Below are 13,718 nucleotides of genomic sequence, written 5' to 3' on the forward strand. Positions count from 1 at the left end.
GATCCAGGACCTCGTGCTCGTCCCTGTCGAGACCCTCCCGGAGGAGTTCCTTCCCGGCCTCGCCTCCTCCGGCGAGCGATAGCCGAACGAAAGACGTCTTCACGCTTGGGCGGTCCAGGACGCACGGGACCGCGAAGGGAACCCGCATCAGGAGGGCTCATCACTCGGCCGTAACCTGACACCACCCCCACGCCCTCATAACGAGCCTTCGCGACAGGTAGCCGTCCTCGATCCGGTCAACGGCCGTTCCGTACTCGACAGAACTTCGTACCGCGAGTGAACCCAAGTATCCCTCGATAGTTTCACAGGCTGTGGGACATGGAGTCTGCGGCGCTGACGGCGTCGACGGAGGCGATGAGGCGATGTGTAGCTGCTGCTGCGCACCACCGTTGATGCCGATTCAGTGCGCGTCCGGCGTGCCAACTCCGACATGCTCCCATCGTTGCACCCGACGCTGACATGGGCCGCTCGAGGGGGCGGGCCGGCGCCGTCGGCCCGTGAGGGGCGCCCCCCTCACGCTCCCCGGTTTTCCCCGTTCCGGGGGCGCGAGCTCGCTCGCGCTGCGGCGACGGAGCGCCGCGAATTGGAGGCCGCGATGCGGCCCGTTCCCCCCGTTTTCTTCACCTCTCCGCGGTCTCAACCTATTTCGCTCTGTCGGCTGCGTGCCACCGATTCCGGACGCGCCCTGCGGGCTTATTTCGCCCGGAATCGGCGGCACTGCGCCGCCTCCACTCAAACGGTTCTTCCCGCCGGAGAGGCAAAGAAAAACGATCAGCCAGGCAGGCCCGCAGGTGTACTAGACCCGCGGAGAATGTCGCCCCGCTGATCCCCACCGAGGGAGAACCGACCGTGACCACCACCACGAAGACCCGCAAGCCCGGAGCGACCAAGAAGCGCCCGCCGCGCACGACGCCGGAGGAGCGCCGCGAGCAGGCGACCGCGCTGCACGAGAGCATCACCGAGCAGGTCGAGGCGCTGCGCGATTCCGAGCAGTGGCGCCGGTTCCTCGCGTTCGCGTCCTCTTTCCACCGCTACAGCCTGGGCAATCTGCTGCTGATCCTCGCTCAGCGCCCGGACGCCTCCGCGGTCGCGGGGTTCAAGGCGTGGCAGGCGAAGGGCCGCCAGGTGCGCAAGGGCGAGAAGGGGATCAAGATCTTCGGCTTCGCTCAGCGCAAGATCGCCGCCGAAGAGGCGCCCGAGGAGAGCACCACGACCAGCACCGACAAGAAGGGGCAGAAGACCCAGACGTACTACCCGCTCGTGTCCGTGTTCGCGATCGAGCAGACCGACCTTATGGAGGGCGCCGAGGATCCCCGCGACATCGCGCAGCTGCTCACAGGGGAGCACGATCACGGCGTCATCGCGCCGCTGACGGCCGCTCTCGAGGCCGAAGGGTGGACGATCGAGCGTCGCCGGCTTCCGCAGGGAACGAACGGGTACGCCGCCCCCGAGGAGCGCACGGTCGTCGTGGATTCCAACCTGTCGCCGGAGCAGGCCGCGAAGACCCTGATCCACGAGGCCGCGCATGTGCTCATGGGTCACGTCGATGACCTGGAGGAGTACGCGCAGCACCGCGGCCTGATGGAGACCGAAGCCGAGTCCGTCGCGTTCGTCGTCGCCGGGCTCGTGGGCTTCGACACCAGCGCCTACAGCGTCGGCTACGTCGCAACGTGGAGCGACTGCAAGGCCGACACGATCCGCGAGACGGCCGCGCGGGTACTGACCACTGCGCACCGTATCGCCGCGATCCTCGACGCCGACGACGACGAGAGCGTGGACGGCGAGGGCTGAGAGGCGATGGGCCGGCCTGCGGGCCGGCCCGTGAGGGGCGACCCCCTCACACTCCCCGCATCCCCGTTCCGGGGGCGCGAGCTCCGCCCGCGCAGCGGCGACGGAGCACCGCCAGAAGGAAGCCGCAATGCGGCCCGTTCCACCCGTTTTCTTCACCTCTCCGCGGTCTCAACCTATTTCGCTCCACCGGCTCCGTGCCACCCATTCCGGACGCGGTCGCTGCGCTCCCTTATTTCGCCCGGAATGGGCGTCACTACGCCGCCTCCGGTCAAACGGTTCTTCCCGCCGGAGAGGCAAAGAAAAACGATCAGCCAGAGGGAGCACCCCAGACCATGCAGACCGCCACCGACTTGCAGACCACCACGAAGACCTACCTCACCCTCGGAGGCACCCGCGCGGTCGATATCCGCGTCGTGGGCACCGACCCCCAGGCGACGCCCTCGGTGCACGTCACCCGCCGCACGTCCGGCGTCTGGGAGGCGTGGCACTCCGACCAGCTGCACGGCATCACCAGCGGCTCGTTCCGCCACTGCGTCGCCCACGCCCGCCGCGCAGCGATCCGCCGCGTCGCCCCATTCCTGAACCGCTGAGAGGACCACACCATGACCCGCATCGACATCAACAGCGCCAGCACTGAGGAGCTCTACGTCGTCATCAACACCCCCGTCGACTTCGGCAGCGCCAGCACCGAACAGCTCGCCCTCATCGTGGACACGCGCCGTGCCGAGTCCGATGACGACGCGGCCGCCTCGGACGTCGAGATCCTCGCGCACGTCCGCGACACGCTCACCCTCCCCGGCGAGGGCGCTCCGGGCGGGTTCCCCGTCACCGACGACGGCACCGCCTACGCCGCCGCCCTGATTGCGTTCCTCACCCCGCCCGGGAAGCCGGACGTCTGGAGCACCGACACCCCACGGACGCCGGACGAGCGCGCGGCCAGCGACGAGATCGGGAGGCGGTCCAACGAGGCGTGGCAGGCGCTCTCCCCGGCGGAGCGGGCCGCGCAGATCGAGGCCATCGAATGGGCAGAGAACAGCGGACCGTGCGACTGCCCCAACTGCTACGAGCCCCCCGACTACTAGCCGCGCGCCGCGGGCCGGCCTTCCGGGCCGGCCCGTGAGGGGCGACCCCCTCACACTCCCCGATCTTCCCCGTTCCGGGGGCGCGAGCTGCACTCGCGCAGCGGCGACGGAGCGCCGCGAGTTGGAGGCCGCGATGCGGCCCGTTCCACCCGTTTTCTTCACCTCTCCGCGGTCTCAACCTATTTCGCTCCACCGGCTTCGTGCCACCGATTCCGGGCGCGCCCCGCGGGCTTATTTCGCCCGGAATCGGCGTCACTCCGCCGACTCCACTCAAACGGTTCTTCCCGCCGGAGAGGCAAAGAAAAACGATCAGCAAGAGGAGAGCAGACATGGACGCCATTCGCATCACGGCCGACGAAGTCGAGACGGTGAGCATCGCGGACCCGGGAGAGGACACGCACGTCACCGAGTTGCAGGCCGCGATCGGCTGCCACTGGTTCGACGTGATCCGCTGCGAGCACGGGATCGACCTGTGGGTCGACGACGAAGGCATGATCAACGGGAGCACCCTGAACCGCCCCGCCACATTCCTCGCCAACCTCCTCGGCCACCCCAGTCCCGTCTACGGCAGCGCCGTGATCCTCGGCGGGAACGCCGACACGGGAGACACCGCACCGCTGACCCCGGAGCAGGAAGCGCGCGTGCGCGACCTCCTCGGCATCCCCGCGCCGACCGAGACGGACGCGCGATGAACGCCCCGCACCCCAACCCGATCCTGCGCGACCTCCGCCAGACCGCCCGGCTCCTGCGCATGTCGCAAGCGAAGGTCGCCGCGAACTGGCTGCGCGCCCCGGGGCTGCTCACCTACTCCCCGTCGAAGAGCATCGGCATCACCGCCGCGCAGCACGCTCACGCCCTGCGCATCATCCGCCGCCTCGCCGGGACCCTCGACGCTCCGAGCGCCCGGTCGCGCCGGTGAGCGCGGCGGGCCGGCCCGTGAGGGGGGACCCCCTCACACTCCCCGGTCTTCCCCGTTCCGGGGGCGCGAGCTGTACTCGCGCAGCGGTGACGGAGCACCGCAGCGAGGAGCCGCTACGCGGCCGGATTACCCGTTACTTCGGCACCGACCTCGCGAGTTTGGCTCGCACGGTCGCCGCCGGCGTGCAGTGGGCGGATCCAATGAACGCTGCCCCAGAGCGCTTAGACAAGCGCGCGTTCTGACACCTGTCTAGGTTTGGCGCAGTGAGCTTGCTGCGCTCAAAAGCGCCAGCACCCGTTGGCCTCAGTGGGGCAGGCAATGAGTCGTCAGTAGGGCGTGGCCGACCCGTCAGCGCCGAGGCGGTAGAGAGTGGTGCTGACCGGGGCCGCGTCGCCGCCGTCGTAGAGGCCGCGGGCGAGTTCGCGTAGGCCCGCAACCGCATCAGCGTCCTCTGTGCCGCAGACGTGCATCGACACACGTTGACCGATCGCGACCGCTGGGTCGCCGTCGACGAATTCGTCGAACAGCGCGTGCAGGAACCCCGCCCTCAGGATCAGGGACGCCGCGAGCTCCTCGCTGCCGGGCGGTGTCTCGAGGAGGAATCGCCCGTCGCCGCCGGACACGATCGGGTCGATGCGCGCCAGCCAGGCGAGCGCCTCCGCGGCGTGCGACTCAGCGGTGTGCCGAAGGCGCACCGCCGTCGACGCCGTCACATACTCCCGCGCCCCGTCCCGGTCAAGGACGTGGGCGATGGTCAACCCTGACGCGTGCGGCGCCAGGATCGGGGCGTCGGCGGGCGCGGATCGGGTGAGCAGCACCGCGACGGAGCGGTCATCCAGCACCAGCGGGAGGATCCGCACGGCGTCGGCACCCACCCGTGCTCGCTTCGCGGCCGGATTGGCGACCACCGCCACCGCATCCACATCGCCGCTCACGGGGCGGCGCGGGGAGAACAGCCCCATCGTTTGCAAGTTCCTCTCGTACGTCTCGGGCGAGGAGGGGCGCTGGGGCGCACTCCGGCACTCGCCGTTCCGCGAGCCTAGGCGCGGGGCGTGCCCGTCGTGCGGAGGGCGACGAGCGCGGGGGTGATGACGGCGCGCGGGTCAAAGGGATGACGGCGGTGACGTAGCGGTCGGCGAGGTGCGTTCCGACGGCGACGATGTACGGCGCGATCTCGACGCGGGTGCCGCGGTACATCGCTCCGTCGACGGAGAGGGGGACCCCGCGGTGGACTTTGTACTCGGCGAGCGGTGCGCCGCGGACGGTGCGTAGGCGGGCGGAGAGGCGCTGACGCGAATGTTGCGGCAGGTCTAGACCTTGTCGCAGATCTGTCGCAGCAGACGCCGATAGGACCCTAGAGCTGCGTTCTCTGAGTGGAAGCTGCACGTTGCGTAGGGGTGTACCCGATTGCACGCAGTACTGGCTTTCTGTGGCGGCCAGCTCGGCTTGGTTCGCCGTCGTCGGTGTTGTTCGCGAGCCACGAGGTGCGAGCGCCTCGTGGCGCGAAATGGTGGTGTGCTGCGGGGGGTGTTACTGCCAAGCTGAGCTGCCTTCGCTCGGAACGGATTTTCAGTTGCGGTCTGAAGTACGAGGCGTACAGCTCGTCATTTCGCCCCGTCGTTCGCCTGGAGTTTCACTGTGCCTTCGCCCCGCCGCGCCTTTCCCGCTCTTGCTGCTCTTGTTTCTGTCGTGATGGTCTTCGCTGGCGTAGTCGTCGGCTCTGCCGGCGACGTATCGGCGACGGAGCTGAGCAGTGAGTTGACTGCGCACGATGTGGCGGGGCTGGTTGTGCCCTCGGAGGGCGCGGATCACACGCGTCCGGTGCCTGATGCTGCGGCACTGGAAGCGCGACCGGATCAGGCGGCGGTACAGCAGGGGGCGCGAGCTGCGGTGGCCGCTGTCCCGGGCAACGATAAGTTCGCGAACGCGGCGACGGTGGCATCCGTGCCGTTCTCAATATCGAATGCCCCGTATTTCGGAGCGACGTTGGAAGTCGGGGAGCCTACGGAGTGCCGGACTACGGATCCGGATGGCAGCTCTTACTTCACTCCTGTGACGGATTCGATCTGGTACAAGTACACCTCTCCGGTGCGTCAGACGCTGCAGTTCACTGCGAGGGTGGGGGACAAGCCCTGGGTCGTTAACGCCTACGCCGCTGCGCCCTTGTCGCAGTTGCACCGGCTGGGATGTGACGAGGAGGAGTTCGGCGATACCAACGCGATCCAGGCGCTGGCGGGTGGAACTTACTACTTCCAGGTCGGTGTTGGGACGAACGTTTACTCCGAGCAGATCAACCACGCGGAGCCCGACGACTTCGCCTCTCTGACCATCACGAGCTCGGCTCCTGTTGATGGGGTGTCTGCGACCGCGCCGCTGACGTTCCCTGCCATTCCTGCCACGGTGACCGGTTACGACGACGGTTCCGACATCACGTGGTTCAGCGGCTGCGATGACCAGCAGCCGTCCGAGCCCGAACTGGGCACGTGGTACCGCTACACAGCGACCGCGTCTCAGCTTCTCGATGTCGACACGCAAAGCGCCGAGAACGACGCCAACGTCATCGTCTACAACACCGACGGCACCAAGCCGACATCGGCCATCGCCTGCGACGGCTCCGCGTCCTCGAGCGAACCGTCTACCTCACGCACAACGTTCTCCGCTGTCGCCGGAAAGACCTACCTGTTCCAGGTCGGTAGCAACTGGCCTTACGCCGGCAACTTCACCCTCACCATCACCCCCGCTGGCACTCTCGTCACAGGAACACCGACGATCACCGGTACCGCGACCGCCGGCAGCACTCTCACCGTCAACCCTGGCGTGTGGGCGCCCCAGCCCGTCACCTTGACCTACCAGTGGAACCGCAACGCCGCTCCGATCTCCGGCGCAACCAAAACCACCTATGTCCCCGTCAGCGCCGACGGGGGAACCACGATCACGGTCACTGTCACCGGAAAGCGGACCGAGTACGCGCCGGCCTCCCGCACCAGCAGCGGAAAGACCGTCGGGCAACCGCTCCTGACACTCATGCCCACCCCCACCATCTCCGGTGCCACCACTGTCGGGTCCACGCTGACCGCCAATCCCGGCACCTGGGACTCCGGCGTGACGCTGAGCTACCAGTGGAAGAAGAACGGTGGCACCTACATCTCCGGCGCGACCTCGAAGACCTACGTCCTCAAGGCCTCCGACGCAGGAGCGACGCTGACCGTGTCGGTGACCGGCACGAAATCCGGCTACTCGCCTGCGACGAAAACCAGCGCCACCACCGCTGCCATCACCAACGGAGCCGTCATCACCGGTCCGACTCCGACGATCACCGGTACCGCAGCCGTAGGACAAAAGCTCACCGCCGTCCCCGGCACATGGACGCCCGCGCCTGTGACGTTCGCGTACCAGTGGAAGCGCGGTGGCGCCGCGATCAGCGGAGCCACCGCCTCCACCTACTCCTTGGTTGCCGCCGATTCTGGCGCCGCGATCACCGTGACCGTCACCGGCACGAAGACGGGCTACACCGCGGTCACGAAAACCAGCGCCGCCGTCACGGTCTCACCCGCCCTCCAGACCCTCATGCCGACCCCGACGATCACCGGCACCACGACTGTGGGCGGCACCCTCACCGCGAACCCCGGGACGTGGGACGCCGGCACCACGCTGACGTACCAGTGGAAGAAGAATGGAGGCACCTACATCTCCGGAGCGACGTCGAAGACCTACGTCCTCAAGGGATCCGATGCAGGAGCGACGATCACTGTCTCCGTCACCTCGACCAAGCCCGGCTACTCGCCTGCCACCAAGACCAGCGCGACGACGGCGAAGATCGCGAACGGCACCCTCACTGGAGCGACCCCGACCATCGCAGGTACCGCGAAGGTCGGCCAGATCCTCACCGCCAAGCCCGGCACCTGGGGACCCAGCCCCGTGACGCTCAACTACCAGTGGTTCCGCGGAACCACTGCGATCAGCGGAGCGACCGCCGCGACGTACAAGCTCGTCACCGCCGACAAGGGCAAAACGATCACCGTCAAGGTCACCGGTACCAAGACCGGCTACACCGGCCTCACCAAGCAGAGCCCCTCCGTCAAACCTGGCTGAAAGGGGGTCGGCCAGTTGGTCGTCTCACGAGTTTTTGGTCACTAGCAGTCCGCATCGAGCGATCGAGCCTGTTGCCGTGGATCGCGAATAGCTCGCCGCCAACGGCAGGTTGTGCATGCGGCGTCGCTGCGGTCAGCAGCGGGACACCTCGCTTCGCGTGCGCCGAGAAATCCGGACCGGGTCAGTGAGCGATGTCGTAGGCGGCTTGAACGTCGGCGGGGATGCGTCCCGAGCGGGGGACGTCGTGGCCGTGGCGGGTAGCCCAGTGCCGGATTGCTGCAAGTGTTTCGGGGCTCTTACGGCCGGCGCTCGCTCGGACAGCGGTGACGCGGTGTCGCGGTCTCCCGGCGTGCTCGGCGTCGGTCGGTCGCGCGGCGTTGATGTAGGGGGCGATCGCACGGTGCAGGTGTGCTGCGTTGGCGAGTCGTAGGTCGATCTCATAGACGTTGTCGTCGAGGGAGAAGGTGATGGTGCCGCCGCGGCCGGGGGTGATGGGGGTCCCGTCGAGGTCATCGATAAGGGTCGTGCGTTGCGCCATGGTACTCCTGCTGTGTCGAGGTAGGGGTGTTCGAGATCTGTGTTGTCCGTCTCCGCTGTCAGCGGTGCAGCCGATGCTGCATTCGGCGAAGTCAGCTGTCGGGCGGGGTGGGTTCGTCGGGCCAAGTGGCGAGGGGTGGACGCGGTGGGACGGCGCTGCCGGTGTCGGTTTCTTCGGTGGTGAAGCGCGCGTAGCCGGCGCTATGGGCGAGGGCGATCATGACGAGTTCGGTGTGCTCGTACTCGAGGGTGGGGAGCAGCTCGCGCAGCTGCAGTGGGATGTTGTCCGCGAGCGATGCTGCGACGCGGAGCACGGCAAGTCGGGAAGATGGGAAGTTCCACGCTTGTTGTTCTGCCGCGAGTGCTGTGGTGACCTCGAGAAGTGCGTCGAAGTCGATGGCCCAGGTGTCCCATGCGCGATCGTGCACCACCCACGGGTAGGACTCTTTAACGAGGTGAGTGCGGAGGAGTAGCTCGATCGCCGCGGAGCGGGAGTCGTCGCCGAACGCCCATTGGCGGAGCTCATGCGCTCGATCGGCGGGCATCGCTTTGCCTCTCAAAACAGTTGTGGGGTGCCTTCTCACGACGAGTGTCCCGTGCTTGGCGGGTGCTTGTGGGGCTGTCGGGGTCCCGCTGTCCACCTGTGTGCAGGACAGCCCGAAGGAGAGAGCTGGGCTGTGCCCAGGTGCTCAGGGGCGTCTGCACCTCAGCTGGCCCACGACCGCCCCGGATCGTTACTCGCTGTGCGTGCTGGCGTCGGCCGTGACGTGGCTTGTCGCCGGCGTGGTTTCCTTCGGGGTGCGCTTGGTGCGGGTGCGCTTGATGTGGTCTCCGGGTGCCCTTGCGCCTGTCGCGCGGAGATCTTTGTCGCTCCACCCGGAGGCGAGGGCTGCGTCCCAGGCTTTGCTGTGCGCGTCGCGGGCCTCGCGTGCTGACTGGTCGGCGGCGTCAACGTCGTTCGTCGCCGCGACGAGGGAGCGCACGGCCGCGACACGCTCCTCTACCGACTTCTCAAGGAGCGCTCGCGCAGACGCGGCGGCGGAATCGGGGTCGATCGTCTTCTCTGCCATGCGCCCAGAATAACCGCCCTGCACCCGGCGCAATGGCACCGCCGTCAGGTCATGGATCTGCGACGCGGATCAATGACCGATACCCCGACAGCGCGCGACATCGGGAGTACGTTTTTGGAGGCACGTGCTTGGAGCAAGCTATAGGTTTACCCCTGGTAACCCGCTCACGCCCCTTCCGCTGCGCGGCCGGTGCGACGCATACTGGTCGTATGGTCCCCGCCTGGGGGCGGGTTCGCTGCGCTGAGCCGGGAAGGACGGTGGGATCGTGTCGGAGACGTCACGTGAGGGCCGCCTGTTCGGTCGTCGTCGTCGGGCGAACGTGCCGGGGGAGCAGCGTCGTTCGAAGAAGTACGAGGTGGCGGTGTCTCCGTCCGAGGACGCGCATCTGCGCGCTCGGGCGGAAGTTTTGGACGTGACGGTGCCGCGTCTGTTGTTCGAGTCTGCGATGAATGCGCAGGTGCGGACGGACACGGAGTGGAAGCTGGTGGGTGCTGAGTTGTTTCGTGTGTCGCGGCTGTTGAAGTCGGTCTCGGACAACATGAATCAGCTCGCGCGCTTCGCGAATGCGGAGGGTCGGTTTCCGGCTGAGGCGGAGGATGTGTACGCCGAGTACCGGCGTTTGGTGCCCAAGCTGGAGGCGACGATTGATCGGCTGGCGGGGCAGTGAGGACGAACATCACGCGCGGCGCGCAGATGTCCGGGCTGATGTCCTACCTGGCTGGTGCGGGCAAGGCGAACGAGCACACCGAGCAGCACCTGGTCGCCGGGGATGCGGCGATCATGGCGATGCACGGTGATGCGGTGTTGGATCGCGCGGCGGCGGTGGAGATCGCGAAGAGTCTGGATCGTCCGCGCCGGTTCTTCGGGACGGAAGTCACGCGGCTCGCGGTGCAGAAGGACGACAACGGCGTCGCTCTCCGCGACGCGGCTGGCGCGGTTGTGAAGGAGCGGGTGCAGGCGGATGTCTGGCACTGCTCGCTGTCCCTGTCGGCGGAGGAGGGTCAGCTGACGGATGAGAAGTGGGGACAGATCGCCACCGATTTCGTGCAGCGGATGGGGTTCGCGGGGGAAGACCTGGGGAAGGCGGATTGTCGGTGGGTGGCGGTGCGTCACGGGCTGTCGAAGAACGGCAACGATCACGTCCACATCGCGGTGTCGCTCGTGCGCGAGGACGGCACGAAGGCGGACGTGCATCATGACTTCGCCCGCTCGCAGAAGATCAGCCAGGAGCTCGAACGCGACTACGGCTTGCAGGTCTCCACCCAGCCCGAGCGCGAGTACGGCGAGCGTGGTGTGAAGCCCGGAGCGCGAGAGTCCGCGCAGCGCCGCGGCCAGGTCGAACCGGACATGCACCGTCTCGAGCGGGCGGTGCGGGCGTCGGCTACAGCGTCGGTGGATGAGGGCGAGTTCGTGCGTCGGATGCGTCAGGCCGGCGTGCTCATCCGCCCGCGCTTCGCGGCGGGCCGGGATGACGTTGTAGCCGGCTACTCGGTAGCGCTGCGACCCGAGAAGGGGCAGCCGGTCGTCTGGCACGGCGGCGGCAAGCTGGCGCGGGATCTGACGTTGCCGGAGCTGCGAAAGGGATGGCCAGATCGTCCGGAGACGGCCACCGCAGCTGTGCAGGAGTGGCGGGCGACGTCGAAGAATCCGTGGCGGTACGAGCCCGCGAATCCGGGCCGTGAGATGCGCGAACCGTCGCCTGAGCTGTGGTCGCAGTACGCCCGTGAGCTGGGAGCGTTGCGGGAGAAGCTGAGTAGCGTCTCCTTCGAGGACCGCGACACGTGGGCGCGAGTCGCCAGGGAAACGGCCGGCGCGTTCGCGGCCTGGTCGAGGAGGGTCGAACCGACACCGGGACCGCTCGCGGAAGCGTCACGATCGCTCGCCCGCTCCGCCCACCTGCGCGCGCACGAGACGAAGGCGCGACCGGTGTCGTGGTCCTCCGCCGCGGGCAACGCGATGGTGCTGATGCACGTCGCGCAGACCGGCAAGCCGACCGTCGCGTTGGCACTCGTGCTGCGCGAGCTCGAGAAGCTCTCCCGCGCCGTTCACGACATGCACCGAGCCGCGGGCGATGCCCGCCGGGCGCAGGACGTGCGCGTGATGATGCAGCAGCGGCTGCAGTCGGTGTCGCAGCAGATGCCCGCCCTTCCTGACGCCGGCTGGGCGAAGCCGACGCAGTCGACGCTCACCGTGGAGCAGCAGCAGGTCCACGCGCGGATGACTGCGGAGCGCGGGTGGGCCGAGGGCACACCGTTGCCGAAGCCGCTGGAGAAGCGCACCTCGGATTGGGCGCGTGACGCGCCGGCGCCGCAGCGTGGCCGTGACGATGACCGCGACCGTTAGAACCATCACCACCGAATGAGGGGATCGACCATGAGCGATAACGACGCAGACGGCGGTGTCGAGGAATCGACCAACGCCGCACTCCGAACTGCGCTGACTGTGGCGATGCAGATCGCGGAGAAGTTCTCCCGCCTGCGCGAGCAGATGCTGCGCGACGCAGAGCGACGAGACGCCGCCGCGGCACGCGAGATGTCCACCCGATTCGACGCGCAGCGCGGCGCGGCCGTCGCAGAGCTCGTAGTGGTCGACCGCCCCCAGTGGTGGGAGAGCGCGACCGTCTCGGATATCGCCCGCGTCGCCGAGACGGCCCAGACGTGGCGAGGGTTCGACGACCGTGCGGCGGCCACCGCCGATACGATCGGCCGCGAGGTCCAGGACCGCTACGGCGTTGACGTCAGTTCCCTCGTGGCCCAGGAGCGAGCGAAGGCGACCGAGGAGCGCACTGAGGCATCACAGCTCGTCGTGGAAGCTGACAGGCTCGATGACCGCGCGCAGGACGCTCCCGTCTCCGGCGAGACGGCGACCGATGTCGTCGCGCAGCTCAAAGCGCAGGCACTCGCGTACGACGCGGCCGCCGGCCGCGGCGGCGAGGACGGCAAGACCTCGGACGAGCTGCGCAACCTGGCCAGCGACGCGCGCGCTCAGGCGCAGCTCCACCGGGACGCAGCGACTGACGTGCTCGCGTCTGCGCAGTCAGGTGAAGTGAATGCGGCTCGTGCCGGCGCCGGCAACGCCTACGACAGCTCGGAGCGCCGCGACGCCTTCGCGGCGAGCTTGGATGACAGGGGCATCAGTGCGGAAGACGTCAAGGCGCGCCTACGCGCCGACGTCGACCAGGCTCGGCCCGCCGCCGAAGTGCTCAACTCAACCAACCGCAGTGCCCGGGTGAAGTCTCCGACAACACCCGCCGTCAGCAGGCAACGTCAACGCAGTGACCGCAGCCGCTGACCGTTGGCGCCCTACAGTAAGCAGAGTGGATTCCGATTACATCGTCTCCGTCGTCGAGGGCGGCTTTGACTGGTCTGCCCTCGACGCTCTCGGCTCGGTGGCAGCAGCTCTATTCGGCGCCATTGCTGTAATCGTGGCGTTCCGGGCTAACGCTCATGCGAACCGGGCGCAGCGACGGGCGGAAGACATTCACAACGAGTTGCACCGTCCTGCCTGGCTCGCCACCATCAGCCCATATGTCGTGAACGCCGCCGAGGGTTTGGCCGACAATTGCGAGCGGGGCACAATGTGGTCGATTGAGAACGTGAGCGCAACACCAGCGAGTCATGTTCAGATCGAATCGGCTTGGCCTGCAGGGGTCGCGCTACGCGCTGTCAAGAATCGTGAAATTTCGAAACGAATTGAGCCGGGTGGTGTTGAGCACTTTGGTTTCACACCTGAAGCCTTTTTTCTCCTGGCTGAGGATGAACCGCGGTACTCGCAGGGCAAGCGGTGGCCGGACAAAGCTGAAGTAGATAAAATCATCGAGCTCTCGAATGTCCCCGAACCGGTTGTAATCACCGTGTCGTGGATTGGAACTGACGGAATATCGCAGACCGCGCGATGTACTCCCCGCGTGCTTGAGGAAAGCGAATGGTTCACGGCAGAACCAAGAGACCTGACTCTCACATTTGGAGAGCCGAACTTCGTAACGGGTTACTGGCGCCGTCTGGATGGGGCTTACCGTCAACGAAAGTTCCACGTGGATACGGTGCGGCATCTGCTCAGCGAAGAGCAGCTTGCGACCTTGAAAAGATGACACATGAACCGTAGGAGGTCCATGAGGACCGGTGGTGCTCGGTGCCAGCCGCCACCTACCGGGCGGTAGCGTCGGAATCGTTAGATTCCGACAGCAGCAGGATGATGTGACCCATGTAAGGAGTCCAACAGCTTGTT

Annotated in this window: 14 protein-coding genes; 10 read left to right on the plus strand and 4 right to left on the minus strand. The window is 67.3% G+C overall.

Annotated features, from left to right (window positions below):
* Positions 1-849: 849 nt before the first annotated feature.
* The 5 genes from HQQ86_RS20030 to HQQ86_RS20050 all read left to right on the plus strand — a co-directional run bounded on the left by HQQ86_RS20030 (position 850) and on the right by HQQ86_RS20050 (position 3,792).
* Complete coding sequence (locus tag HQQ86_RS20030) at positions 850-1,791, plus strand: ArdC-like ssDNA-binding domain-containing protein (RefSeq protein ID WP_173290478.1); 942 nt, start codon at positions 850-852, stop codon at positions 1,789-1,791.
* Positions 1,792-2,123: 332 nt separating this feature from the next.
* The gene (locus HQQ86_RS20035; RefSeq protein ID WP_173290480.1) at positions 2,124-2,381 is read left to right on the plus strand and encodes a hypothetical protein; all 258 of its coding nucleotides are present in this window, start codon (positions 2,124-2,126) and stop codon (positions 2,379-2,381) included.
* Between the two features lie 12 nt (positions 2,382-2,393).
* A complete protein-coding gene (locus HQQ86_RS20040; protein WP_173290482.1) occupies positions 2,394-2,873 on the plus strand; it encodes a hypothetical protein in 480 nt (159 codons plus the stop codon).
* 329 nt (positions 2,874-3,202) lie between these two features.
* Positions 3,203-3,565: a DUF3846 domain-containing protein gene (locus tag HQQ86_RS20045; protein WP_173290484.1), complete on the plus strand. Its 363-nt coding sequence runs from the start codon at positions 3,203-3,205 to the stop codon at positions 3,563-3,565.
* Positions 3,562-3,792: a hypothetical protein gene (locus HQQ86_RS20050; protein WP_173290486.1), complete on the plus strand. Its 231-nt coding sequence runs from the start codon at positions 3,562-3,564 to the stop codon at positions 3,790-3,792. Before HQQ86_RS20045 ends, HQQ86_RS20050 begins: the two co-directional genes overlap by 4 nt.
* A 326-nt stretch (positions 3,793-4,118) precedes the next feature.
* Here the strand turns inward: HQQ86_RS20050 and HQQ86_RS20055 are convergent, their stop codons facing one another.
* Positions 4,119-4,754, minus strand: a complete 636-nt coding sequence (locus tag HQQ86_RS20055) for a hypothetical protein (protein ID WP_173290488.1) — start codon at positions 4,752-4,754, stop codon at positions 4,119-4,121.
* A 727-nt stretch (positions 4,755-5,481) separates the two neighbouring features.
* Here HQQ86_RS20055 and HQQ86_RS20060 point away from each other — a divergent pair.
* A complete protein-coding gene (locus tag HQQ86_RS20060) occupies positions 5,482-7,884 on the plus strand; it encodes a hypothetical protein (RefSeq protein ID WP_173290490.1) in 2,403 nt (800 codons plus the stop codon).
* 181 nt (positions 7,885-8,065) lie between these two features.
* Here HQQ86_RS20060 and HQQ86_RS20065 read toward each other — a convergent pair whose 3' ends face one another.
* The 3 genes from HQQ86_RS20065 to HQQ86_RS20075 form a co-directional block, all read right to left on the minus strand.
* Positions 8,066-8,422 (minus strand): Lsr2 family protein, encoded by a 357-nt coding sequence (locus HQQ86_RS20065; RefSeq protein ID WP_173290492.1) that lies wholly within the window; start codon positions 8,420-8,422, stop codon positions 8,066-8,068.
* Positions 8,423-8,513: 91 nt separating this feature from the next.
* A complete protein-coding gene (locus tag HQQ86_RS20070; protein ID WP_173290494.1) occupies positions 8,514-8,966 on the minus strand; it encodes a hypothetical protein in 453 nt (150 codons plus the stop codon).
* Positions 8,967-9,155: 189 nt separating this feature from the next.
* Entirely contained in the window at positions 9,156-9,491 is a 336-nt protein-coding gene (locus tag HQQ86_RS20075) for a hypothetical protein (RefSeq protein WP_173290496.1), read from the minus strand.
* Between the two features lie 265 nt (positions 9,492-9,756).
* Between HQQ86_RS20075 and HQQ86_RS20080 the strand changes: the two genes are divergently transcribed.
* The 4 genes from HQQ86_RS20080 to HQQ86_RS20095 are packed head-to-tail and all read left to right on the plus strand — an operon-like array spanning position 9,757 to position 13,581.
* Positions 9,757-10,158 carry a plasmid mobilization relaxosome protein MobC gene (locus HQQ86_RS20080; protein ID WP_173290498.1) on the plus strand — a complete coding sequence of 134 codons (402 nt, stop codon included), beginning with the start codon at positions 9,757-9,759 and terminating at the stop codon, positions 10,156-10,158.
* Complete coding sequence (locus HQQ86_RS20085) at positions 10,155-11,834, plus strand: relaxase/mobilization nuclease domain-containing protein (protein WP_173290500.1); 1,680 nt, start codon at positions 10,155-10,157, stop codon at positions 11,832-11,834. Before HQQ86_RS20080 ends, HQQ86_RS20085 begins: the two co-directional genes overlap by 4 nt.
* Before the next feature lie 30 nt (positions 11,835-11,864).
* A complete protein-coding gene (locus tag HQQ86_RS20090; RefSeq protein ID WP_173290502.1) occupies positions 11,865-12,782 on the plus strand; it encodes a hypothetical protein in 918 nt (305 codons plus the stop codon).
* Between the two features lie 25 nt (positions 12,783-12,807).
* Entirely contained in the window at positions 12,808-13,581 is a 774-nt protein-coding gene (locus HQQ86_RS20095; protein ID WP_173290504.1) for a hypothetical protein, read from the plus strand.
* The last annotated feature ends 137 nt before the right edge of the window (positions 13,582-13,718 follow it).

Source organism: Rathayibacter sp. VKM Ac-2857 (assembly GCF_013205025.1).
In the GTDB taxonomy this organism is placed as follows: domain Bacteria; phylum Actinomycetota; class Actinomycetes; order Actinomycetales; family Microbacteriaceae; genus Rathayibacter.

Excerpts from the sequence above, each read along its gene's own strand:
- HQQ86_RS20075 (WP_173290496.1), bottom strand. The coding sequence starts at position 9,491 with ATGGCAGAGAAGACGATCGACCCCGATTCCGCCGCCGCGTCTGCGCGA.
- HQQ86_RS20090 (WP_173290502.1), top strand. The coding sequence starts at position 11,865 with ATGAGCGATAACGACGCAGACGGCGGTGTCGAGGAATCGACCAACGCC.
- HQQ86_RS20065 (WP_173290492.1), bottom strand. The coding sequence starts at position 8,422 with ATGGCGCAACGCACGACCCTTATCGATGACCTCGACGGGACCCCCATC.
- HQQ86_RS20035 (WP_173290480.1), top strand. The coding sequence starts at position 2,124 with ATGCAGACCGCCACCGACTTGCAGACCACCACGAAGACCTACCTCACC.
- HQQ86_RS20045 (WP_173290484.1), top strand. The coding sequence starts at position 3,203 with ATGGACGCCATTCGCATCACGGCCGACGAAGTCGAGACGGTGAGCATC.
- HQQ86_RS20040 (WP_173290482.1), top strand. The coding sequence starts at position 2,394 with ATGACCCGCATCGACATCAACAGCGCCAGCACTGAGGAGCTCTACGTC.
- HQQ86_RS20070 (WP_173290494.1), bottom strand. The coding sequence starts at position 8,966 with ATGCCCGCCGATCGAGCGCATGAGCTCCGCCAATGGGCGTTCGGCGAC.
- HQQ86_RS20055 (WP_173290488.1), bottom strand. The coding sequence starts at position 4,754 with ATGGGGCTGTTCTCCCCGCGCCGCCCCGTGAGCGGCGATGTGGATGCG.
- HQQ86_RS20050 (WP_173290486.1), top strand. The coding sequence starts at position 3,562 with ATGAACGCCCCGCACCCCAACCCGATCCTGCGCGACCTCCGCCAGACC.